Below are 23,547 nucleotides of genomic sequence, written 5' to 3'. Positions count from 1 at the left end.
CTTAGCTGTTATTTAGGTACATTAAATTCTTTTGACTGGCCGTCACCTAACAGTACAATCCTGTTAACTACTGTTACACCATTCTTGGTGATGGTTACTTGCTGTTTACCCGTAGCAACCTTATAAATGTTACGTGCACCTAATTTATCAACAACGAAAGCCTCTCCTTTACCTACTGTCACTTCTGCCCCTTCGGCATTTCCAGTGAAGTAAACATATGATACGGGCTCAGCAGTTCGAACTCCCTCGTTATAACCACAAGCACTTAAGTACATGGCAATAAACACACACAATGATATTTTTAATAATTTCATTTTATAATCCTTTATTTACTTTCTTGAATGTATAACGAAGAGAAGTCACCTGATGCAATGTATTGACTAAAATCACCTGTTGAAATTGAAGCAATTGATATCTCACTTTCTGGGGTGTCACCCATAGAAGTCAGCACAACAATGTTACCTATAGGTTTTCCAGGTAAGGTAATAAACATTCCAGTTTGTGGGTTTTTAACTTTGTTACCTGATTTATAAACAGTAAATTTAGAATTTTCAGAAATATTTTGAGATTTACCGCCAGAGATAATTAGGTTACCTTCATCTGAAGAGAGAATGTAAGATTTCCAAGGTTTATCAAGCATGTTTTCAATAACATTTGAGGCTAAGTCGGTAATAGCCGCATTAAGCACTTTATCATTAAGCGAACTGTCATAGCCTGCTTTATCACCAACGCCCATGACACTGCCCGCTTCAGAGAATGCGATCCCTTTACCAGACTCAGAATAGATTATCTGGCCTGTTGATACATCTATTAATCGAATGTTTACCGTTGCATTGGCTTCTTGTTTTTTAACTCTTGAAAAAATTCCTACTTCACTGGTGTTTTTTCGGCCAAACTCTGAAATAGAACCAACAATTAAAAAGTCAGCCGCATTTTTGAGACTCGTCTCACCGCCAATAGAAAGCTCCTTTTCAACTTGCGCTAGATCTGCACGTTCAAGCATTATAAATCGATCGGTTTCAAACAACTTAGCCGATAATATATCCATAGCTTGCTTACCAATACGATCATTATTTTTATCAATAAAGAAGCTTTGTCCGTATTTAGTTTCATTAGTAAAACGACCTATCGCGACTTTGCGCTTAAGGTATTTTTTACTGACAACATCCGCTTGCAATGTTTGGCTAACAGCCGCCTTTTTTTGTTTCGTCTCCGTGACGGTTGAATCTTTTACCGTTGCACAACCTGATGCAAGTAGCAAAGATGATACAATTAACAATTTTTTCATGGTGGTACGTTCCTTTTTTTATAATATCGATACTTCTATGTATCGTTAAATTCTTAATAAAATTGTATTAACTACAAATAGTTAAAAATTTTAAGAGTAATATTATACAGGTATAAAAAAGGCTAAATGTAGTCTATATACACTTAATTATGTAAGTCATGTCTTACATTTATAAGGTAAGTCAGCTCGGCTAAACTACAATATAAGTAGTAAAAATGAATTATAAGTCATAATTAAAGTGGGAATTTCGATGAGAAATTTTCATTTGTAGGCCTATAACTTAAGCTGATGTTAAGTTTATTAGCGTTTTACAGCGTGATTAAATTGTCGAATTATATTTTGATTGGTGAAAGTGGTAGATAAACTGTTAACATAGCGTTATATGCTTTCGTTAGTATTAACGCGATTAGACTATCGTCTTATAAATATTTGGAGTAGAAATGAATAATAAAATTATTGGTATTACCCTTATCATTATTGGTGTTGCTGTCGCGATTTGGGGTTATAACATTTATGACTCAGCTAGCGCTCAACTTACTCGTACGTTAAGCGGTGATACGCCTGTTGAAGCTTGGGCAGGAATGATCGGTGGTGTTATTGCTGTTGTTATCGGTATCACAAGAGTAAAGTAAGCGTTGATTTTTACAAGTAAACACCTATAAGTGTTTACTTGTAAACTAGGCTTAGCGCTATTTATTTCAATAAATAGCCCATTATATTTTCAACTATTATAAGCATCAGTAAAAATCAATCACGAAAATATCGACAGTCGCAAGACATTAAGATTAAGCGAACAAGATTAGGCTCTCAATGTTAACCATACTCATATTTTTCACCCTGTTTACTGTGCTAACAACCCTTTTGCCCTTGTCTCGACATCCCCATTGGATTGTTAGAGGTATGGATTTTCCTCGCTTACAGTTCACTATACTTGCAACGATTTTGTTACTCGCCCATTTTATTTTTCTTGATCTGCAAAGAGTAAGTACGCAGGCTCTGATTATTAGCACAACGCTGTGTTTGATATGGCAGTTATCTTGGATAATACCCTATACTTTTATTTATCCCAAAGAGGTTAAAACCTCTACTGAATGTGATGCTGATAAACAACTTAGCATTATTACTTCAAATGTTCTGACACCCAATCGTAATGCCGATGCACTGATAGCACTGATTAAAAAACATCAACCTGATGTGCTAGTCACACTAGAATCAGACCTATGGTGGGAAGAACAGCTTAACGTCCTAGAAACTGACATGCCTTATAGCGTTAAATGCCCACTTGATAATCTCTATGGCATGCATGTATTCTCGCGATTACCTATCGCCGAACAAGAAATCTGTTATTTGGTTGAAAAAGATGTTCCGTCAATACACACAACAATAGAGCTGCGTAGCGGCGATAAAGTGCGAGTGCATTTTCTTCATCCTGCGCCGCCAAGCCCAACAGAGAATGATGAATCTGCAGAGCGTGATGCTGAGCTGATGATTGTTGCTCGAAGTGTTGCTGACAGCGAGCAACCCGTTATTGTGACAGGCGATCTTAATGATGTTGCTTGGTCTGCTACCACTCGACTGTTTCGTAAAATTAGTGGTTTACTCGATCCTCGTGTTGGACGAGGAGTATTTAGCACTTTTCATGTCGACTACCCATTGGTTCGATGGCCTTTAGATCATTTGTTTCACAGCAAACATTTTACACTGCAAAAAATTAAGCGTTTACCGTCAATTGGTTCAGACCATTTTCCGCTGTTAACCCAACTATCGTTTACTGCACTGCGTTGTAATAATCAAGCAGGTATAAAAGCAGACACGGCCGAGCATAAGTGGGCACAAGAAATATCTGAACAACAAAATGTTAGTAAAGGTGATGTACCAAAGCCCGGTGAAACAAGTTAAGCCAATAAACGTTCTGCGTTAATGGCTAACGTTTATAACGGGTTAATTCGTAACTATATTTGCTGATATTTTGCGGATTTGATCAGCGCACTCAGCTAAGACGATAGCACCAGCCGTTGATACATTTAGAGAATTACCCATACCAAACATAGAAATATGTATTTGATGATGGCTTAGTTTTAATGCCGCTTCACTTACACCCTTGCGTTCATTACCTAACACTAATGCACAAGCAGTGGGATATGCCATCTCTTTATAGTCAACCGACTGCTGGCAGAGTTCTACGCCAAAAACAGTATAACCGTCGTCTATTAATGATTGTAAGCTTGCCGTTGTGCTATCACTGTATTCAATATCGACCCATTTCGCTTCATTTCTAGAGGCCTTTTTCAATTTTTTATCTGAAATTGTGAGTTCGCCACAAATAATAATTTTTTGAATAGCAAAAGCATCCGCTAAACGAATAAATGCACCAATGTTGTAGCTATTAGTGACATGATCTAAAACCAATACTAAAGGAATTTTTGCCTGCTTTACATATTCATCGCGGGTCGGTTTATCTTGTCTGAGGTCTTCTTTACTTAATTGTATTTTTGAATGCATGATAGCCGCTCTTATTAGATGCTAATCGACCTCACCTATTAGTCGTCTGACTAATCGATGAGGTCGATATTTGATATTTGATATTTTTAGTTCGTCACGGTTAACCATTTAAACAAACTTTTATTGTAAATTTATGGGCGTTCAAGGGCTAGATATTCTGAAGTGAGACTATAGCCATCTCCGCCCATTTTACCAACAGAATCAATTAGCACTTGGTTTATGCCTGCTTCGTTGTATAGGTCATCACGAACATAAATAGACTTTACATCTAAAAGCACAAGCGTTCCTCCCGCAGGTAAATCACCGAGAGTAATAAGTTCTCTTAATGTGCATTCATAACGAATTGGCGACGCTTTAACCGAAAATGGTGCCACGCTACAGCTACCTATTTTATCAACCCCGGCAAAGTCAAACTCACTTTCATCGAGACTAATACTGGCACTCGTTTTGTTCATTTGGGCCAATAATGAGCTATTAACAATATTGATAACACATTCACCCGTTTCTCTTAGGTTTTGTAAGGTGTCTTTATCAAGACCACTGCGTTGCGTTACCTGCGTATAGAGAAGTACCGGAGGATTACAACTGGCCACCGTAAAAAAAGAGTAAGGAGCAAGATTGTCAACACCGTCTTTAGAACGTGTACTGATCCAAGCGATTGGTCTTGGTGTAACACCACCATTGAGTAGGCGATATTTTTCCTGAACACCAAGTTCTGTAATATCAAAGTTCATTAAACGCCTCCAGCCATTCTGTAAAAGAATTAGCGACCTGATTAACCGTTACCGCCGTGTGATCATAGAACCATACTGCACTGTCTGCTTGTCTGTGTGCACAATCACTAAGTTTGAAGCAAAACATACTGCCCTTACAATCAGATGCAAACAAGATATGGCCTTTTGGCATACCGGTCATTTCATATAACTTTGAGAGCGAAAAAACATCATCAAGGCTTAAAAAATCTTGTACTTCGGTAATATCGACACCTAAATCACAGATTTTAGTTAATACATTTGGCGTGTGTACCAAACCGTAAGTCGAAATCAAATATTTATATGCATCAGGCAAGTAAGCAGATAATTTTAATTCTAGCTCGGTTATATCCTCACTGGCTATCGGTACCATGGCGCTTTTACTGCCCCAATTTTTTACAAAAAGATCAATGCTATTCATCTGGATACTCTCATTCTGTTACTGTGTTATTTGTATTGAACACTTTATAACTTGCCAATTTATCGTGCTTTGTTCAAGCTTACCTATAACGTCGCATTCTAGCAGTTTAAGAGAATAGGGTATTGCTAATTAATAGCGTAACGAGTTTACTTATCTGGTTATTTCAGCAAAATAACAACACTGATAATATGCAGCTAAGCCATTCATTATATTGAGCGATAAAAAAAGCACCTAAAAAGGTGCTTTAATCAATCGTATCTTTTATCTTAATTTCAGACTAACTCGCTTTAATGCGCGTAATATTCGCACCAAGTGCTTGTAGTTTATCTTCAATATTTTGGTAACCGCGGTCAATATGATAAATACGGTCAACTTGTGTTTCTGAGGTCGCCACTAAGCCAGCAATCACTAAACTTGCTGAAGCACGTAAGTCTGTTGCCATTACTTGCGCACCGTTTAGTGATTCAACACCACAAGAAATAGCGGTATTGCCTTCAAGGCTAATATCAGCACCCATGCGTTGTAGTTCAGGAACATGCATAAAACGATTTTCAAAAATAGTTTCTGTTGTCGTTGCCATACCTTTTGCAATTACGTTCATTGTCACGAACTGTGCTTGCATATCCGTAGGAAAAGCAGGATGAGGAGCAGTGCGAATATTAACCGCTTTTGGTCGCTGATTCATCGTTAGCTCGATCCAATCATCACCGGAGGTAATTTCTGCGCCAGCTTCTTGTAACTTACTTATAACCGCTTCTAAAGCTTTAGGATCTGTATTTAAACACTTAACCTTGCCTTGAGTAACCGCAGCAGCCACTAAAAAAGTGCCTGTTTCAATACGATCTGGCATAACACGATACTGTGTGCCTGATAACTCGGCAACACCCTCTATGCTCAGTGTATCTGTACCTGCGCCAGAAACTTTAGCGCCCATAGCGTTTAAGCACTTAGCTAAATCAACAATTTCTGGTTCGCGGGCAGCATTTTCGATCGTGGTAATACCGTCAGCTAATGCTGCAGCCATCATCAAGTTTTCAGTGCCGGTAACACTTACCGTGTCCATAAAAATGGTCGCACCTTTTAAACGCCCATTATTGCGAGCGATGATATAACCATTTTCAACGTCTATGTCTGCGCCCATTAACTTTAAACCGTGAATATGTAAATTCACTGGTCTTGCGCCAATAGCACAACCGCCGGGCAAAGAAACTTCAGCATGACCAAAACGCGCCAATAACGGACCTAAAACTAATATAGATGCGCGCATAGTTTTAACTAACTCGTACGATGCACGGCAATGATCTATGGTACTTGCATCAATAACTAATTCATTGTCACCAGACCAGTGAGCTTTAGCACCTAATTGACTTAGCAATTTAATCGTCGTTTCAATATCATTTAACTTAGGAACGTTACTAAATGTAATAGGTGTCTTAGAGAGAAGTGCTGACATTAATATCGGTAAAGCGGCGTTTTTTGCGCCCGAGATGGTTACTTCACCCTTTAGGGCCGTACCACCTGTTATTTTAAATGCATCCAATAGAATATTCTTATTTGGTTATGAAAAATTAAAGCGGAAGATTAAACATTTTTTCACGCTGCCAAACTGACGTTGTGAAAGTTTTAATCGATACCGCATGAATTGCACCCGCTTTAATAGTCTCTGCTAAAGGTGCATATATTGCTTGTTGCTTCTTTACACGGCTTAATTCACCAAGAAAGTCTGCAACCGCAATCACTTTGCATTGTGATCCATCAAATGCAACATGTAACTCATCAAGTTCAAGGGCATCATTAAGTAATTTTTCTATATCTGAAACTTCCACATTTATCTCCGGTTACTGATTAAGCGTACTATCAGTTTTTGGTAAGAACATATCAACACAACTTAACTGAGCTAATTTAATTAAATCTTTTGGTAAATTATCAAAAGTTAATTGGCAGTCAGTCTTATTACTTAATTCTAGCATGGCAAGTAGCCAAGCTAAACAAGCCGTATCGACTTTTGAAACATTTGACAAATCAAAGATTAACACCCCTGATTTAATCAAAGCTTTTGATTTTTTTTCAAATGAATTATCAATAGTTAATAAGGTTAATTCACCACTAAAAACAACTCGGGAATCTTTTTCAATAAAACTAATTTTCTTCACTTCAATTCCTAATCTTCACAGAAATAGCCTATTAACGCTACTTAAAAACGATTTTTTGATCGCTTTTTTCTTTTAACATTTCAGTAACGTATGGCAAACCTTTTTGACGTATTAAGCCGCTAAGCTCTGCTTCTTTACTATCAAGCAAACTAACACCTTCGGCGACCATATCGTAAGCTTTCCATTCATTGGTTGTGGTATTTCTTCTAACACGAAATGAAATATCAATAGGTGGTCTACCTGGGTCTAAAACCGAGGTTCTAACAGCAACAACCTTAGCGTCATCAAAGTCTCTTTCTGGTTCAAATTCAACTTCTTGTTGCTTATACAAGGTAAAGACTTGTGCATATGAGGTAACTAAATACTCTCTAAAAACATCAACGAAATCAGCTCTGCTTTGCGAAGTTGTTTGTTCAAAGTTTTTAAAACCGATAACTTTCAATGCTGCATATCGGTAATTAATGTAAGGCATCAACTCTTCACGAACGATATCTTTCAATATTTCAGGGTTCTTACGAATCTCTGGTTGTTCGTCAGAAAAACGTTTAAACGTTACTTTCGCTACCGTTTCGATCATCGCGTACGGATTTTTACTGTCAACCGCTTTTGCTGTTGCACTAATACTCACCATTAATGCTAAAGCGATTATTACTGTAAATAATTTTTTCATTATATTACTACTCTCCATTGGTAAACCTGCTAGTCACTTCCTTGACTAAATAAAAATTGTCCTATTAATTCTTCTAATACTAATGCGGGTTTAGTATCTTCAATAAAGTCACCTGGAACTAGCGTGCCTACCGATTCATCAACAAAACCAGGTCGTAAGCCAACATATTGCTCACCCAACAAACCTGCGGTTAAAATAGAGACCGACGTTGCTTCTGAAAAATTAATATACTGTGTATAAATATCTAAAGTGACTACCGGCGTATAATCTTTTGCATCGATGGTAATATGACTAACACGACCGACAACAACACCACCCACTTTTATCGCTGAACGAACTTTTAGACCGCCAATGTTATCAAACTTAGCATAAAGTTGATATGTCTCACTATTACCGGAAATACCGCTATCAGCAACTTTCAGCGCAAGCATAAGCAACGCAGCAATACCTATTGCTGCAAATAAACCTACCATTAACTCAATTTTTTTCGACACCATGTCTTCCACCAAACCTAAAATAAAAATTATTATAAAAATTAACTAACAGCAAACATTAACTCGCAAACATTAATGCTGTTAATACAAAATCTAACCCTAAAACCAATAATGATGATTGTACAACTGTTGAAGTTGTCGCTCGACTAATACCTTCTGATGTTGGTACACAATCGTAACCTTTATAAACAGCTATCCAAGTGACAACAAAAGCAAAAACAACCGATTTTATCACCCCATTAAGAATATCTTTTTGAAAATCAACTTGAGCCTGCATCACTGACCAGAATGTACCACTGTCTACGCCCAACCATTCAACACCGACGAGATGACCACCTAATATCCCTACGGCAGAAAAAATAGCGGCTAGCAAAGGTAAACTAATAAACCCTGCCCAGAATCTTGGTGCAATCACACGACGTAACGGATCAATTGCCATCATTTCTAAACTTGATAATTGTTCTGTTGCTTTCATTAAACCAATTTCGGCGGTTAATGCCGAGCCTGCACGTCCTGCAAATAATAGTGCCGCAACCACAGGGCCTAATTCACGGAGTAAAGATAGTGCGACCATAGGTCCTAAACTGCCTTCAGCACCATAACCCACTAAAATAGTATAGCCTTGTAAAGAGATAACCATGCCAATAAATAAACCGGATACCACCACTATCATCAGTGAAAGTACGCCAACAGAATATAACTGCTGCACCAATAGAGGAAAGCCTTTACGTACATTCGGCACATGAAGCAATGCAGAAAGTAATAAAACTATTGCTCGCCCTAATCCCGTAATCGTGGCAATAATGTTATGCCCTAAACTTTGTAAACTATTCATTATTTAGGCTCCTTACCCATTAATTCATCTTGATAAGGGGCGCTAGGAAAATGAAATGGTACGGGACCATCAGCTTCACCTTGAATAAATTGTTGCACCAGTGGTGATGTTTGCTTACTTATCTCTGACGGTGTGCCATGACCAATAATTTTCTTTTCAGCAATAATATAAATGTAATCGGCAATACTCATTACTTCTGTAACGTCATGTGAGACCACAACTGAGGTTAAACCTAATGCTTCATTTAAATCTTTTATTAAACGAACAATAACACCCATTGAAATAGGGTCTTGTCCCGCAAAAGGCTCATCATACAAAATAAGTTCAGGGTCTAAGGCGATAGCGCGGGCAAGGGCAACTCTTCGTGCCATGCCACCAGAAAGTTCGCCAGGTGCTAAATTTCGTGCACCGCGTAAACCAACAACCTCAAGTTTCATTAATACCATTTTTTCAATTAACGATTCTGACAAGGTACTGTGTTCGCGCATCGGAAAAGCAATATTGTCGTAAACACTCATATCGGTAAATAACGCGCCACTTTGAAACAACATGCTCATACGTTTACGCGCTTCATAAAGTGCACTGCGTGATAATGTTGGAATATTTTGTCCGTCAAAAAGTATTTTACCTGAATTGGGTCTGAGTTGACCGCCAATTAAACGTAATAAGGTGGTTTTACCAATACCACTTGGCCCCATTATCGCGGTAACTTTTCCTTTAGGGATCGACAAACTAATATCATCATAGATCACTCGTTCATCACGTTTAAACGTAAGGTTCTGGATATCGACCAAGTTTTCAGGCATAAGATTTATATAACGTCACTGGTTGTTATTATTAAAGTCAGGTGAATTTTACCTGAGCAATCAAAAAACGTCATTAAAATTGCGTTAAAAATGTAAATAAAAATCGTAAGAAAGCGTGTAAAAACGTAATAAAGTGTAAGATTTTACTCTCAGAAGATATATTTTTGCTTTAATGAAATTTTTACTTTGGCTATTTTTTAACAATGGCATGTAAAAAAACCGCCTTTTGGGCACTTTTTTACCAAGATCTGATTATTTCTCTTTGTTTTTGCTTCGCAACCAGCGACAATTTACGCTCTTAATATAGGAGCCCTTAATGTTATTACAGATTCTAATTTTACTTGTTTCACTTGTTACTCTGGTATGGAGTGCTGATAAATTTGTTTTTGGTGCCTCATCATTAGCAAGAAATTTTGGTATCTCACCGATGATTATTGGTTTAACTATTGTTGCCATGGGTTCATCTGCTCCAGAAATGATGATTGCAGCGACAGCATCTTTAGACGGTAACAATAATACAGCTATCGGTAACGCAATCGGTTCAAACATTACTAACATTGCTTTGGTACTCGGTATAACGGCATTATTTCAACCTTTAAACGTATCCTCATCAACGGTAAGACGAGAAATTCCATTAATTTTAATTGTTACCGCCCTAGCCTATTGGATGCTTTCTGACGATTACTTTGGCTTTAACGAAGGCTTATCACTGATGATCGGCTTTTTTGTTTATATATTTGCGTTACTTTTTATCACCATAAGAGCCTCTAAAACTCGGCCAATTGATGATCCATTGATCATTGAAGCTGAACAAGAAGTGCCAGACGCGGTTAGCAAACCTAAATCTTTACTTTGGCTAGTCGTTGGTATTATTTTCTTACCTATGAGTGCTAGCTACCTGGTCGATTCATCCGTTTTTATTGCTAAAGCATTTGGCATAAGTGACTTAGTGATTGGTTTGACCGTTATTGCCGTTGGCACAAGCTTGCCAGAACTTGCTGCAAGTATTATGAGTATTATCAAGAAAGAAGATGATTTAGCGCTAGGGAGTATTATTGGCTCTAATATCTTTAATATTTTGGCCGTACTCTCGCTCGCTGGCTTAATTGCACCTGGCGAAGTAGATTCAGATGCCGCAGCACGTGACGCTCCTTACATGCTTGGCGTTACCGTATTATTATTTATACTGTGTTTTACTCGTCGTGCCGGAAAGTTTTGCATTGGCCGCTTAAAAGGTTTGTTATTAATAAGCGCTTTTATCGCTTATCAAGCGCTACTTTTTAGTCAAATAAAGCAATAACAAACACTATAATAGCAATTTACAAAATAAAAACGGGCTAATAATGAACGATTTCAAACAACTAGCGTTAGACGTTATTCACATAGAACAACAGGCTATTGCAGAGTTAGCCCAGTACATTGATGAGAACTTTGAATATGCCTGTCAGTTAATGTTTAACTGTAAAGGTAGGGTTATTATTGCTGGCATGGGCAAGTCAGGCCATATCGGTGGCAAGATTGCTGCAACGCTGGCGAGCACCGGCACACCTTCTTTTTTTGTTCACCCTGGTGAAGCAAGTCACGGTGATTTAGGTATGATTACCGGTGATGACGTCGTGTTAACTATTTCGCACTCGGGCGAAACCAGTGAAGTGTTAGCAATAGTGCCAGTCATAAAACGTATTGGCGCTAAACTTATTGCGATGACGGGGAATCCAGCCTCAACCTTAGCAAAACTAGGCGATACCCATGTCTGTGTTGCTGTTTCACAAGAGGCTTGTCCACTAGGATTAGCGCCAACATCAAGTACCACAGCAACCCTAGTAATGGGTGATGCACTCGCTGTTGCCTTATTAAATGCTCGCGGCTTTACCGCTGACGACTTCGCACTCTCTCATCCCGGTGGTAGTTTAGGAAAACGCCTATTACTACGTCTTAGCGATATAATGCATAGTGGTGAGCGCTTACCAACTGTAAATGCTAATGCTAAAATTAAGGATGCGTTGGTTGAAGTATCATTAAAAGGTTTGGGGATGACGGCGGTAGTCGACGAGAGTGGTCAATTACAAGGCTTATTCACTGACGGAGATTTACGTCGTATTCTTGATGAACGTATTGATATACATCTCGATACTATTGCATCAGTGATGACAAAAAATCCCACTGTGGCTCATCAAGATATGCTAGCCGCCGAAGGCTTAAAAATCATGGAAGACAAAAAAATTAATGGTTTAATTATTGTTAATGACAATAATATACCTATTGGCGCAATGAATATGCACGACTTACTAAAATCAGGTCTTATCTAATATGCAAACACTCTATGGCGAAATTACTGACACAGCATTCAATACCATGAAAACAATAAAGCTGCTGATATGTGATATTGATGGCGTTTTTTCTGATGGCCGTATTTATTTGGGTAACGATGGTGAAGAATTAAAAGCTTTTCACACTAAAGATGGCTACGGCATAAAAGCATTAGGCGCCAGCGGTGTCGATGTAGCGGTGATCACCGGGAGAACATCAAATATTGTCGCAACACGTATGTCAGCCTTAAATGTTAAATATATAGTGCAAGGTGAAGAAAATAAATTACCCGCCTTGAAAACGATGGCTAAGCAATTAAAGCTATCCCTCGAGGAAATTGCTTATATTGGTGATGACATGCCTGATTATGAGTGTATCAACGCTGTAGGCTTGGGTATTGCTGTTCAAGATGCCCACCCAAGTATTTTATCTATCGCAAATTACACCACTTTTAACCATGGCGGTTTTGGTGCTGTTCGAGAAATATGCGATTTAATCATGCTTAGCCAAAACACCTTAGCAAATGCTTCGGGTGCGAGTATATGAATCGACTTTATAGTTTAACCTTGTTGTTTTTTCTAATTGCGGGAGGCGTTTACGGTATAATTGAATGGAGAAATTCCTCAGCACCACAATTACAAGCGATTGATAAGACGCTGACCCCTGATTTTATTGCCGAAAATTTACACAGTAATGTTTATAAACATCAAGGAAGTTTAGCTTATGTTGTTGATGCCCATCGTATGGAACATTACCCTGAGTTAAGTATTACCAACTTTGAGTTTCCTCAATACACACTTCATCCAAAAAATGATGCGCCCGCATGGAAAATATCTGCCAATGAAGGCATATTATACAATAACAACCGGGTAAAATTAGCAAAGCATGTCCGCCTGTTAGCAACAGATCCCGATAGCTTATTACAAGAAGTTCAAGGAAAATACTTTGAACTTGATCTAAAAACTAACATCATAAGTTCAGAACAAGAAATTAAAATTATCGGTAAAGGATTTACCATCGATGGTAAAGGTTTAATTGTCGACTTAAACACCAACCAAATGACACTAACTAAACATGTGAAATCAATTTATGAAATTGTTAAAAAATAGCCTACTGTGCTTATTGTTATCAACTCCGCTATTTTCGTCAGCTTTCGCTGAAAAATTTGATATAAAACAAAAGATTGAAATTAACGCTTCAAGACAAGCCGTTGATCTTAAAAATAAAATATTCAGCTATATTGATAACGTGGTGATCACTCAAGGTTCATTAGTTATACGTGCTGATTTAGTACAAGTGCTGACTCAATCTGGCAGTGAAGAAAAAACCTATATCGCTAAAGGGAAGCCAGCAACCTTTAAACAAACCTTAGCCGATGGTACTCCTCTTAGCTTACAAGCAGACGAAATAAGATATGAGCCCGCAAATAATTTAGTGATAATTTCAGGAAATGCGTTATTACAGCAAGAAGGTAGTGAGGTTAGTGGCAGTAGAATTACTTACAATATTGCCACTCAGTATGTTAATGCTGAAAGTAAATCTAACGAACGCACTAAAACGATTTTTCAGCCGAAAGAAAAAATTAAAGCGACAACCACAGACGCGAAAACTCAGGAAAAAATTAATTTATGAGCACTAGCACCCTAATGGCAAAAGGCCTTGCCAAAGCCTATAAAGGCAGAAAAGTGGTTAAAAATGTCAGTATGCAAGTTTCAGCAGGACAAATAGTCGGTTTACTAGGCCCAAATGGTGCCGGAAAAACAACTTCTTTTTATATGATTGTGGGTTTAGTTGAAAGTGATAGTGGCGATATTATCTTAAATGACGAAAACCTGACGTTAGCGCCTATGCATGAGCGTGCGAGAAAAGGCATCGGATATTTACCACAAGAAGCCTCTATTTTTCGAAAACTCAGTGTTTACGACAATATTATGGCTATTTTACAAACACGAAAAGAATTATCAGATGCTGAACGTGAAGAGAAATTAGAACATCTTGTTGAAGAATTCAACATAGGTCATATCAAAGATAATTTAGGCATGAGCTTATCTGGTGGTGAACGCCGCCGAGTAGAAATTGCTCGCGCATTAGCTGCTGAACCAAAATTTATTTTATTAGATGAACCTTTTGCTGGTGTTGACCCAATTTCAGTAGGTGATATTAAAAAAATTATTCTACACTTAAAAGAACGTGGCATTGGTGTGTTGATCACTGATCACAATGTACGTGAAACTCTCGATGTATGTGAACATGCGTATATTGTTAGTCATGGTGAACTTATTGCAGAAGGTACTGCAGATCAAATTCTTGCAAATCAACACGTAAGAGATGTATACCTTGGTGAACAATTCACGCTATAGTAGTCAGTAAATGAATAGTATCTTCGTATGAAAAAAACGAAAATATCCCATTAAAAATAATAGGAAGTTAATGACCTAAATGCGCCCTACTCTACAACTCCGCATAGGACAACAATTAACCATGACGCCACAATTGCAGCAAGCAATCAAATTGCTGCAACTGTCTACGTTAGAGCTTCAACAAGAAATTCAGGAAGCCTTAGAAAGTAATCCATTATTAGAAATGGATGAGTCTTCAAATAATCCCGAAGATAAAAGTACTGACAACCTTGAAGAAGCTCACACTGCCGGTACTGGTGATGTTAAAGAAGCCCCTGCTTCTGATGGTAGCGAAGACGCTACGCCTACCATTGATGAAATCACCACCACTGAAGCCATGGACAAGAACGATATCCCTGAAGAATTAAACATGGATACCACTTGGGATGATAACTACACGGCCGGTGCAGCAAGTTCAAGCTCAGGCCCAGCTTCAGAAGATTATACTTACCAAGGCGAGACTCAAGACTCCATTCAAGATCATTTGCGCTGGCAAATGGAATTAAGCCCTTTTACCGAAACAGACCGCGCTATAGCGACAGCAATTATTGATGCTGTTGATGACGCCGGTTACTTAACGGTATCTAGTGAAGACATTTTAGAAAGTGTTGCCATTGAAGGAGTAGAGCTTGATGAAATTGAGGTGGTACTAAAACGTATTAACCTCTTTGATCCTGTCGGTGTCGCTGCTCGTTCTATTTCAGAATGTTTAATCATTCAACTTAATCAATTTGACCCCGCTACACCTTGGTTAGCAGAAAGTAAGTTAGTTTTGCGTGACCATATTAATCTGCTGGGTAGCCGAGACTATCGTACATTAATGCGTAAAACTCGACTGAAAGAAGAGCAACTGCGCGAAGTGGTGCGTCTTATTCAATCACTTGATCCTAGACCCGGCGATAGTGTGATGAAGAGTGACGATCAGTATGTTATTCCTGATGTGTCTGTTGAAAAGAAAAATGGCCGTTGGGTGGTCGAATTAAACCCTGATACTGCGCCAAAACTTTCGGTGAATCAGCAATATGCTTCGATGTCACGTTCGATGAAGTCGACAGCGGACACACAATTTATTCGCTCAAATTTACAAGAAGCTAAATGGTTTATTAAAAGCTTAGAAAGCCGTAATGATACCTTATTAAAAGTGTCAAACTGTATTGTACAACGTCAAATTGGCTTTTTTGAACATGGTAATGAAGCCATGCGTCCAATGGTTTTAAATGATATTGCCGAAGCTGTCGATATGCATGAATCAACCATTTCACGAGTGACGACACAAAAGTATATGCATACGCCACGTGGAATTTTCGAACTGAAGTTTTTCTTCTCAAGCCATGTTGGCACCGAAAGCGGTGGCGAATGTTCATCAACAGCTATTCGTGCATTAATCAAAAAATTTGTTGCTGCCGAAATCCCAGCAAAACCACTTAGTGATAGTAAAATGGCTGATTTATTAGCCGATCAAGGGATAAATGTAGCTCGACGTACCATAGCAAAATATCGAGAGTCACTTTCTATTCCACCTTCTAACCAACGAAAAAGTTTACTTTAACGAAAAGATGAGGAATTAAGCTTATGCAAATTAATCTTTCTGGCCACCATGTTGACATTACCGAAGCTTTACGAGAAAACGTCACGACTAAGATGGCAAAATTAAGCCGACATTTTGATCATATCAATAATGTTCATGTTGTTCTCACCGTTGAAAAATCAAATCAAATTGCTGAAGCGACTGTTCACGTTAGTGGCTCTGATTTACATGCAAAAGCTGAAAATGCTGACATGTATGCCTCTATTGATAGTCTTGTTGTTAAGCTTGACCGGCAAATATTGAAGTACAAAGGTAAAACGAATCAGCATTAATGCTGTTTATCGCCTGTTCACTCACCAAAGAATCTAAGTAGTATAATGAAGTTGCAAGATATCCTTACCCTTGATTGCACCCTGTGTGCGATTAAGGGTACAAGCAAAAAAAAACTCCTTGAAATAATTAGCGAAACTGCGGCAAAAAAATTCGATAATATTGATACTCATCAATTATTCGAAAGCTTAATGGCGCGTGAAAAAGTTGGCTCTACCGGCATAGGGAATGGCATTGCGATTCCTCATGGTCGATTAACTAATACGTCACAAGTTATTGCTGTATTGCTGACCAGTGAACAAGCCGTTGAATTTGATGCGATAGACAACCGTGCTGTCGATATTATTATTGCGTTATTTGTCCCCGAAGAAAACTGCCAACAACATTTAGATACCTTACAAAGTATCGCGCAAATATTTAGTACTAAACAATTCGCAAAGCAAGTAAGAAAATGCCAAAATTCGCAAGAGCTTTTTACTTTAATAAAGCATGCTAAACGTTAATAAAATCTAATAATAATCCAGGAAAACTCAAATGAAACTCTTGATAGTCAGTGGTCGCTCAGGGTCAGGTAAAAGTGTCGCCTTACGTGTACTCGAAGATTTAGGCTACTACTGTGTCGATAATATTCCGGTGAATTTATTGCCTGCATTAGCACATACCGTTATTAATGATTACGACAAAGTAGCGGTTAGTTTAGATGTACGTAACTTACCCAATGACCCTAATGACGTTTCAGAAATATTAGATTATCTACCAAAAACGGTAAAACTCGATATTCTGTATTTAGATGCTGATGACTCTGATCTTATTCGACGTTTTAGTGAAACGCGTCGTTTACATCCTTTGATTAAACAAAATATCCCACTTGACCAAGCCATCTCTTTAGAGAAAAAGCTGCTTGAACCTATTTCCACGCGTGCGGGTTTGTATATTAATACCAGTCAGTTATCACCTCATCAATTATCTGATTTAGTGCGTGAGCGAATTTTAGGCAAAACCTCGGCATCTATGGTGGTGGTGTTTGAATCTTTTGGCTTTAAACACGGTGTACCACAAGACGCAGATTATGTTTTTGATGCACGTTTTCTGCCTAACCCTTTTTGGGAAACAGACTTAAAAGGTTTTACCGGTTTAGATCAACCCGTGCGAGACTTTCTTGCTAGCCAACCGATTGTCACTAAATTTATCTGGCAAATTAACAGTTTTATGATGACGTGGTTACCCCACTTAGAAAGAAACAATCGCAGCTATATTACTATCGCCATTGGTTGTACGGGTGGAAAACACCGATCGGTTTATATTGCAGAAATATTAGCAAACAATCTTAGAAAAGAACGCGAAGATGTTCAGTCTCATCATCGCGATATTAAAATACAAAGCACTTAATAACGGTCACTGTATGCCAAAATATAATAAATCATTAACCATTAGCAATAAACTGGGATTACATGCACGTGCTGCAACTAAACTTGCCCAGTTAAGCCAAAAGCTTAATGCTAACGTTACTATTTGCTTAGAGGGCAAAGAAGCTGATGCCAGTAGTATTATGGGGTTAATGTTACTGGCCGGTGGCTTTGGAAAAACCGTAGAGGTTATTACCCAAGGAGAAGATGCTCAACAAGCACTTGACGATGTATGCCAGTTATTTTCTGATAAATTTGATGAAGACGAATGATAAAAAGACTGAATAAAAAATAAAGTTACGTTATCATTCATTACAACACCTTAGCCAGCGCATCTTGACTAAGATATAAACAATATAATTTTCGTATTACTGCGGCACAGGAAAACTTTATGCCGGAAATATCAGAGCAACAACAAAATCATCAACGCCTGCAACAAGTCAATAAAGCACTTGGTAGCGGAATGTTTGTGCACGTTCGAAAATTACTACAGAACATGCCAGCTTATGATATTGCTTTAATATTAGAGTCATCTCACCCGAAAAGTCGTGCCGTTTTATGGCAACTTATCGACGCAGATAATCACGGTGAAGTACTTGAAGAACTCAATGAGGAAGTTCGAAAAGGTATTTTAAAAACTATCCGCCCTGAAAAATTAGCCGCCGTTGCTGAAGGCATGGATGTTGATGATTTAGCTGAAGTTTTACGTACTCTACCCGATAGTGTTTATCAAGAAGTATTAAGTGCTATGGACTCGCAAGACCGAGGTCGAGTCGAAGCCGCGTTATCATTTGAAGAAGATACCGCTGGCGGTATCATGAATACCGATACCATAACAATTCGTCCCGATGTAACGGTTGATGTGGTATTGCGCTATTTGCGCTTACGGGGTGATTTACCTGAAGCGACCGATTCTTTTTATGTGGTCGATGGTAAAAATCACTTTATTGGCGCCGTTTCTCTAGCGGCGATCATTACCGCTAAACCTGAAATTATCGTCTCAACACTCATTGATAAAGATATTGAAGCAATTCAAGTGCATTTGTCTGATAGTGACGTAGCGCAACTCTTTGAAAAATTTGATTGGTTCTCTGCACCAGTTATTGATGATGAAGGCCGTTTACTTGGTCGTATCACGATAGACGATGTTATTGATATTATTCGTGAGGATGCCGAACATTCAATGATGAGTATGGCGGGTTTAGATGGAGAGGCAGATACCTTTGCTCCGGTTTTAAAAAGCACGCAACAACGCTCTATTTGGCTTGGCGTTAATCTCATTACCGCACTACTGGCTGTTGCTGTATCGAGTATGTTCGAAGGTGTTTTAAGCCAACTGGCTATTTTAGCTATTTTAAATTCTTTAGTGCCTAGTATGGGTGGTGTTGCCGGTAACCAAACCTTAACACTGGTTGTTCGCGCCATTGCGCTAGGCCATGTTGGCGACTCAAATGCGAGAATACTCATTCAGAAAGAACTTGCTGTTGGTTTTCTTAATGGCGTTATCTGGGCGGTATTAATTGCCGGTGTTGTGGCTATTTGGCAACAAAATTTAATGCTTGGTGGCGTAATAGCCTTTGCAATGTTAATGAATTTAACCGCTGCTGGTATCGCTGGTGTCGCTATCCCGCTGTTTTTGAAACGGATGAATATTGACCCTGCTCTCGCTGGTAGTGTGATATTAACAACGATTACCGATGTGGTTGGAATATTCGCTTTCTTAGGTACTGCAACTTTATTCCTAACCTAAACTAGATATTGGCTTATTGAGATCTTGATAGCTTTTCAAGATCTCAATACTAGTCTGTTGGTTTTAATAATCAAATGTTCCTTATTAAAATAACACGATTTGATTAATTGCCGCCAACCTGCATCTCTTCAATTAACAATGAACCCGTTAAAATACTGCCTCGTAAGTCAACATCACTACCGACAGCAACTAAGCCTTTAAAGATATCAGATAAATTACCCGCAATGGTAACTTCTGATACTGGGTAAGCAATTTCACCGTTTTCAACCCAGAAACCGGCAGCGCCACGTGAATAATCACCATTGACTACATTAACGCCTTGTCCCATTAATTCAGTGACAAGAAAGCCAGTACCGAGTTTTTTCAACATGGCATTAAAGTCACCGCCATTGGCAGAACCTTTGGCATTAATTTGCCAATTATGAATACCACCGGCATGGCCAGTAGATTTAAGTCCTAGCTTACGTGCTGAATAACTGGTTAATAGATAGGTCTCTAAACAACCATCGACAATAATTTCACGGTCAACCGTTTTGATGCCTTCACTGTCGAAAGCACTACTCGCTAACCCTTTTAAAATATGAGGGCGTTCACTGATATTTAAAAAGTCAGGAAAAACTTGTTTGCCAATAGCGTCCATTAAAAAAGATGATTTACGGTATAAATTACCACCGCTGATCGCCGCTATAAAATGTCCAAAAATGGAATTAGCAATGTCGGCACGAAACATCACCGGCACTTTTCCTGTCGGTAATTTTTGAGCATTTAATCTCGAAAGCGCTTCTTTAGATGCTTGCACACCAATAGCGATGCCATTATCCATTAAATCAAAATCACGATTAACGGTGTAAGCATAATCTCTTTGCATATCATCACCTTCAGAGGCGATCATTACGCAGCTTAAACTATGGCGAGAGCTTGGATAGCCAACAATCTGCCCATTGCTATTGCCATACACTTTATAGCCTTCAAAGCTATCAAGTGATGCACCATCTGAGTTAGTAATACGAGGATCATACGCTAGCGCACTATCTTCACATTCTTTGGCGAGTTGAATAGCTTGGTCTGTTGTTAAAACTTTTGGGTGATATAAGTCTAAATCAGCAGGCGACATTTCAAGCATGTCCTTGTCTGCTAATCCTGAACAGTCGTCAACAGAGGTATACTTTGCAATATTAACCGCCGCTTGTACTGTTTGTTTTAACGCCGCTTCTGATAAATCTGCGGTTGAAGCACTCCCTTTACGACCTTGCTGGTAAACAGTAATACCCAATGCACCGTCATTAGTAAACTCAACCGTTTCAACTTCACCAAACCGCGTACCAACACTTAACCCTTGTTGGCGGCTTATAGAAGCTTCAGCTGCATCTGCTCCTAGCGATTTTGCTAAGTCGAGTACTTGTGCTACACGTTGCTCAACGTCTCTTAATTGTTCGTTCATCGATTGTTTAGCGTTCATCGTTTCAGTCATAATTTATTGTTTTCTTCTATAAATGCAGGAAATTGGAGAATATGCGCTGTATACCATAAGCACTTACGAGTATAATAGCGATAATTATCACTTTAATAACGAATATTATGCCCGACTCTGCTAACGATATCGATGAATTAGATGAAGAATTAAAAAGTAAATCAGAAGTAAAGCGCGAAATGATCCAGTTACAAATCTTTGGACAGTCGCTTATTGATTTATCTAAGCATCAGCGCAGTAAAATTCCTTTTACTGAGGAGATTAAGGACGCCTTAATTTTAGCTGATAAAATTAAAAACAAACATGAAGCATTACGTCGCCATGTTCGCCACTTGGCAAGAATATTATCAGAATCTGATTTAGAGCCAATTAAACATGCTCTTGATGTTATGGCAAATAAGCATCAACAAGAAACAGCTAAGTTTGTTAAGCTTGAAAAGATGCGTGATGACGCTATTGATGAGGGTAATGACTTTGTTGAAGCTTTACTGAACGAGCATGAGTCGATGGAAAGACAAAAGCTACGTCAATTAGTACGACAAGCGGCAAAAGAGAAAAAATCAGAAAAGCTTGGCAAGTATTACAAAGAGCTATTTGATTATCTAAAACTTCATACTAGACAGATAAACTAGTCGTTTATCTATAAAAAAAACCTGCATCAGCAGGTTTTTTTAATACTAAATTTTATTCATTGCTAAGTGACAATAAAGCTAAGTAGCCCAAATGCACTGGCTACTTATTAAGACGCTTATTGAAAATAGCACAGTAGATAATCGTTAAAAGTGCTTATTTACTTGCACGCGATACGTATTCACCCGTACGCGTATCCACTTTAACTGTCTCACCAATTTGAATAAATAGCGGTACACGAATAACCGCACCGGTATGTAAAGTTGCTGGTTTTCCACCCGTACCGGCAGTATCACCTTTTAATCCTGGATCTGTTTCTGTAACATCTAGATCAACAAAATTAGGGGTTGTTACTGTGATAGGTGAACCATTCCATAAAGTAATGGTACAAAGATCGCCTTCTTTTAACCATTTAATACAATCTACAACTGCTTTTTCATCAGCGGCAATTTGCTCAAAGGTATCATTATTCATAAAATGCCAGAATTCACCGTCAGCATACAAGTAAGCTAGCTCGGTTTCCATTACATCAGCGCCTTCGCAAGACTCGCCTGATTTAAAGGTTTTTTCTAAGACTTTATTAGAAATAAGTTTACGAATTTTTACGCGGCTAAAGGCTTGGCCTTTACCTGGTTTTACTAATTCGTTTTCTAAAATGTTACATGGTTCGCCGTCAATCATTAATTTAAGGCCAGCCTTAAATTGGTTTGTACTAAAATTAGCCATATGAATGTTCTCTTATACTCAAACAAATAACGCAGAGATTTAAATTGAAATTACAAATGCCGCAGATAATACCCCAAATAAGCGAACAATTGCACATTTCTTGGCAAAAAGAGTTAAGTAATGTCGTTACAGATCCGAAAAAGCTTTTAGATTTGCTAGAAATTGACAGCCAAGATTATCTGCAACACTTTTCAGCACGTAAGTTATTTCCGGTCCGTGTACCCCGACCTTTTATTACAAGAATGAAAAAAGGCGACTTTAACGATCCGCTGCTTAAACAGGTTATGCCACTCTCTGATGAGTTTGTTGTCTCTGATGGCTATTCAATGGATCCACTAGAAGAGCACGACACTGTTGCCGAAGGCTTATTGCATAAATATAAGCACAGAGTCTTGATGATTATAAAGTCAGGTTGTGCAGTTAATTGCCGTTATTGTTTTCGTCGCCACTTTCCTTATGATGAAAACAGTCCCAATAAAGTTCGCTGGCAGCCGGCGCTAAAATATATTGCCGATCATCCTGAAATTAATGAAGTGATTTTCAGTGGTGGCGATCCTTTAATGGCAAGTGATGATCACCTACAGTGGCTTATTGAACAACTTGAGCCAATTAAGCATTTGACACGCTTGCGTATTCATACGCGTTTACCCATTGTTATCCCGCAGCGCATAACAACATCATTAGTGAACATTTTGTCTGAAACTCGATTAAAGGCAACCATGGTTTTACATATTAATCACCCTAATGAAATCGATGATGAAGTAAAGCAAACACTCGAAAAGCTTCGTGTGGCAAGAATTCCTTTGTTCAATCAAAGCGTATTATTAAAAGGAGTGAACGATGACGCCAAACTCTTATGTCAACTCAGCGAAACTTTATTTGATAGTGGTATTCAACCTTATTACTTACATATGTTTGATCCCGTACAAGGGGTTGCTCACTTTGATATTTGTGAAGAAGAGGCAAAAATAATCGTCCAAAAAATGATGGCGATATTACCTGGCTTTTTAATGCCAAAATTAGTACGAGAAATTGCGGGAGAAGCTAACAAAACGCCCATCAATTTGGCATAATAG

Annotated in this window: 30 protein-coding genes; 16 read left to right on the top strand and 14 right to left on the bottom strand. The window is 38.4% G+C overall.

Features of this window, described 5'->3' with window-relative positions; translation table 11 throughout:
- Positions 1 to 8: 8 nt before the first annotated feature.
- Positions 9 to 314: a hypothetical protein gene (locus H4J76_RS00950; RefSeq protein ID WP_182176360.1), complete on the bottom strand. Its 306-nt coding sequence runs from the start codon at positions 312 to 314 to the stop codon at positions 9 to 11.
- Between the two features lie 11 nt (positions 315 to 325).
- On the bottom strand, positions 326 to 1,288 hold the full coding sequence (locus H4J76_RS00945) for a CsgG/HfaB family protein (protein WP_182176361.1): 963 nt from the start codon (positions 1,286 to 1,288) through the stop codon (positions 326 to 328).
- 440 nt (positions 1,289 to 1,728) lie between these two features.
- Between H4J76_RS00945 and H4J76_RS00940 the strand changes: the two genes are divergently transcribed.
- Positions 1,729 to 1,920 (top strand): DUF3185 family protein, encoded by a 192-nt coding sequence (locus H4J76_RS00940; RefSeq protein WP_070374865.1) that lies wholly within the window; start codon positions 1,729 to 1,731, stop codon positions 1,918 to 1,920.
- A gap of 178 nt (positions 1,921 to 2,098) precedes the next feature.
- Positions 2,099 to 3,187 carry an endonuclease/exonuclease/phosphatase family protein gene (locus H4J76_RS00935; RefSeq protein ID WP_182229935.1) on the top strand — a complete coding sequence of 363 codons (1,089 nt, stop codon included), beginning with the start codon at positions 2,099 to 2,101 and terminating at the stop codon, positions 3,185 to 3,187.
- Between the two features lie 42 nt (positions 3,188 to 3,229).
- On the opposite strand, the gene H4J76_RS00930 is transcribed toward H4J76_RS00935, so the two are convergent.
- From H4J76_RS00930 to mlaF, 10 genes are all read right to left on the bottom strand, one after another.
- The gene (locus tag H4J76_RS00930) at positions 3,230 to 3,790 is read right to left on the bottom strand and encodes a TrmH family RNA methyltransferase (RefSeq protein ID WP_182218063.1); all 561 of its coding nucleotides are present in this window, start codon (positions 3,788 to 3,790) and stop codon (positions 3,230 to 3,232) included.
- A 131-nt stretch (positions 3,791 to 3,921) separates the two neighbouring features.
- Positions 3,922 to 4,524: a flavin reductase family protein gene (locus tag H4J76_RS00925; protein WP_182229934.1), complete on the bottom strand. Its 603-nt coding sequence runs from the start codon at positions 4,522 to 4,524 to the stop codon at positions 3,922 to 3,924.
- Entirely contained in the window at positions 4,514 to 4,963 is a 450-nt protein-coding gene (locus tag H4J76_RS00920) for an SMI1/KNR4 family protein (protein WP_182229933.1), read from the bottom strand. The genes H4J76_RS00925 and H4J76_RS00920 overlap by 11 nt, the downstream gene beginning before the upstream one ends.
- A 277-nt stretch (positions 4,964 to 5,240) precedes the next feature.
- Entirely contained in the window at positions 5,241 to 6,503 is a 1,263-nt protein-coding gene (gene murA / locus H4J76_RS00915) for a UDP-N-acetylglucosamine 1-carboxyvinyltransferase (protein WP_182221192.1), read from the bottom strand.
- 28 nt (positions 6,504 to 6,531) lie between these two features.
- Positions 6,532 to 6,789: a BolA family protein gene (locus H4J76_RS00910; RefSeq protein ID WP_070374871.1), complete on the bottom strand. Its 258-nt coding sequence runs from the start codon at positions 6,787 to 6,789 to the stop codon at positions 6,532 to 6,534.
- 12 nt (positions 6,790 to 6,801) lie between these two features.
- On the bottom strand, positions 6,802 to 7,116 hold the full coding sequence (locus H4J76_RS00905) for a lipid asymmetry maintenance protein MlaB (RefSeq protein WP_182176367.1): 315 nt from the start codon (positions 7,114 to 7,116) through the stop codon (positions 6,802 to 6,804).
- A gap of 37 nt (positions 7,117 to 7,153) precedes the next feature.
- The gene (locus H4J76_RS00900) at positions 7,154 to 7,786 is read right to left on the bottom strand and encodes an ABC transporter substrate-binding protein (protein WP_182214626.1); all 633 of its coding nucleotides are present in this window, start codon (positions 7,784 to 7,786) and stop codon (positions 7,154 to 7,156) included.
- Positions 7,787 to 7,815: 29 nt separating this feature from the next.
- The gene (gene mlaD, locus H4J76_RS00895) at positions 7,816 to 8,283 is read right to left on the bottom strand and encodes an outer membrane lipid asymmetry maintenance protein MlaD (RefSeq protein WP_070374874.1); all 468 of its coding nucleotides are present in this window, start codon (positions 8,281 to 8,283) and stop codon (positions 7,816 to 7,818) included.
- Between the two features lie 55 nt (positions 8,284 to 8,338).
- On the bottom strand, positions 8,339 to 9,115 hold the full coding sequence (gene mlaE / locus H4J76_RS00890) for a lipid asymmetry maintenance ABC transporter permease subunit MlaE (RefSeq protein WP_070374875.1): 777 nt from the start codon (positions 9,113 to 9,115) through the stop codon (positions 8,339 to 8,341).
- On the bottom strand, positions 9,115 to 9,921 hold the full coding sequence (gene mlaF, locus H4J76_RS00885) for a phospholipid ABC transporter ATP-binding protein MlaF (RefSeq protein WP_182202505.1): 807 nt from the start codon (positions 9,919 to 9,921) through the stop codon (positions 9,115 to 9,117). Before mlaF ends, mlaE begins: the two co-directional genes overlap by 1 nt.
- A gap of 316 nt (positions 9,922 to 10,237) precedes the next feature.
- Here mlaF and H4J76_RS00880 point away from each other — a divergent pair, with 316 nt between their 5' ends.
- The 12 genes from H4J76_RS00880 (at position 10,238) to mgtE (ending at position 19,644) form a co-directional block, all read left to right on the top strand.
- Complete coding sequence (locus H4J76_RS00880; protein WP_182229932.1) at positions 10,238 to 11,221, top strand: calcium/sodium antiporter; 984 nt, start codon at positions 10,238 to 10,240, stop codon at positions 11,219 to 11,221.
- Between the two features lie 43 nt (positions 11,222 to 11,264).
- Entirely contained in the window at positions 11,265 to 12,230 is a 966-nt protein-coding gene (locus H4J76_RS00875; protein WP_182176371.1) for a KpsF/GutQ family sugar-phosphate isomerase, read from the top strand.
- A 1-nt stretch (position 12,231) separates the two neighbouring features.
- Positions 12,232 to 12,777 carry a 3-deoxy-manno-octulosonate-8-phosphatase KdsC gene (gene kdsC, locus H4J76_RS00870; RefSeq protein WP_182229931.1) on the top strand — a complete coding sequence of 182 codons (546 nt, stop codon included), beginning with the start codon at positions 12,232 to 12,234 and terminating at the stop codon, positions 12,775 to 12,777.
- A complete protein-coding gene (lptC, locus tag H4J76_RS00865) occupies positions 12,774 to 13,340 on the top strand; it encodes an LPS export ABC transporter periplasmic protein LptC (protein WP_182214628.1) in 567 nt (188 codons plus the stop codon). The genes kdsC and lptC overlap by 4 nt, the downstream gene beginning before the upstream one ends.
- Positions 13,321 to 13,863, top strand: coding sequence for a lipopolysaccharide transport periplasmic protein LptA (lptA, locus tag H4J76_RS00860; protein ID WP_070374881.1), 543 nt, complete (start codon positions 13,321 to 13,323; stop codon positions 13,861 to 13,863). Before lptC ends, lptA begins: the two co-directional genes overlap by 20 nt.
- A complete protein-coding gene (gene lptB / locus H4J76_RS00855; RefSeq protein WP_070374882.1) occupies positions 13,860 to 14,591 on the top strand; it encodes an LPS export ABC transporter ATP-binding protein in 732 nt (243 codons plus the stop codon). Before lptA ends, lptB begins: the two co-directional genes overlap by 4 nt.
- Positions 14,592 to 14,670: 79 nt before the next feature.
- Entirely contained in the window at positions 14,671 to 16,179 is a 1,509-nt protein-coding gene (locus H4J76_RS00850) for an RNA polymerase factor sigma-54 (RefSeq protein WP_182221193.1), read from the top strand.
- Positions 16,180 to 16,202: 23 nt separating this feature from the next.
- On the top strand, positions 16,203 to 16,490 hold the full coding sequence (hpf, locus tag H4J76_RS00845; RefSeq protein WP_146798691.1) for a ribosome hibernation promoting factor: 288 nt from the start codon (positions 16,203 to 16,205) through the stop codon (positions 16,488 to 16,490).
- 45 nt (positions 16,491 to 16,535) lie between these two features.
- Complete coding sequence (gene ptsN / locus H4J76_RS00840; protein ID WP_182229930.1) at positions 16,536 to 16,991, top strand: PTS IIA-like nitrogen regulatory protein PtsN; 456 nt, start codon at positions 16,536 to 16,538, stop codon at positions 16,989 to 16,991.
- Positions 16,992 to 17,022: 31 nt separating this feature from the next.
- Complete coding sequence (rapZ, locus tag H4J76_RS00835) at positions 17,023 to 17,877, top strand: RNase adapter RapZ (protein WP_182176378.1); 855 nt, start codon at positions 17,023 to 17,025, stop codon at positions 17,875 to 17,877.
- Positions 17,878 to 17,890: 13 nt separating this feature from the next.
- The gene (locus tag H4J76_RS00830; RefSeq protein ID WP_182214633.1) at positions 17,891 to 18,166 is read left to right on the top strand and encodes an HPr family phosphocarrier protein; all 276 of its coding nucleotides are present in this window, start codon (positions 17,891 to 17,893) and stop codon (positions 18,164 to 18,166) included.
- Positions 18,167 to 18,285: 119 nt separating this feature from the next.
- A complete protein-coding gene (gene mgtE / locus H4J76_RS00825; RefSeq protein ID WP_182214634.1) occupies positions 18,286 to 19,644 on the top strand; it encodes a magnesium transporter in 1,359 nt (452 codons plus the stop codon).
- 103 nt (positions 19,645 to 19,747) lie between these two features.
- Here mgtE and pmbA read toward each other — a convergent pair whose 3' ends face one another.
- The gene (gene pmbA, locus H4J76_RS00820; protein WP_404842431.1) at positions 19,748 to 21,115 is read right to left on the bottom strand and encodes a metalloprotease PmbA; all 1,368 of its coding nucleotides are present in this window, start codon (positions 21,113 to 21,115) and stop codon (positions 19,748 to 19,750) included.
- Positions 21,116 to 21,222: 107 nt separating this feature from the next.
- On the opposite strand from pmbA, the gene yjgA reads away from it, so the two are divergent.
- On the top strand, positions 21,223 to 21,747 hold the full coding sequence (gene yjgA, locus H4J76_RS00815; protein WP_182214636.1) for a ribosome biogenesis factor YjgA: 525 nt from the start codon (positions 21,223 to 21,225) through the stop codon (positions 21,745 to 21,747).
- 154 nt (positions 21,748 to 21,901) lie between these two features.
- Here yjgA and efp read toward each other — a convergent pair whose 3' ends face one another.
- On the bottom strand, positions 21,902 to 22,471 hold the full coding sequence (efp, locus tag H4J76_RS00810) for an elongation factor P (RefSeq protein WP_070374890.1): 570 nt from the start codon (positions 22,469 to 22,471) through the stop codon (positions 21,902 to 21,904).
- A gap of 56 nt (positions 22,472 to 22,527) precedes the next feature.
- Here efp and epmB point away from each other — a divergent pair, with 56 nt between their 5' ends.
- Positions 22,528 to 23,544: an EF-P beta-lysylation protein EpmB gene (epmB, locus tag H4J76_RS00805; protein ID WP_182230063.1), complete on the top strand. Its 1,017-nt coding sequence runs from the start codon at positions 22,528 to 22,530 to the stop codon at positions 23,542 to 23,544.
- Positions 23,545 to 23,547: the final 3 nt, after the last annotated feature.

It is taken from the genome of Colwellia sp. BRX9-1 (assembly GCF_014077195.1).
GTDB lineage: Bacteria > Pseudomonadota > Gammaproteobacteria > Enterobacterales > Alteromonadaceae > Colwellia_A.
This window is presented reverse-complemented; position numbering and strand designations above follow the sequence as displayed.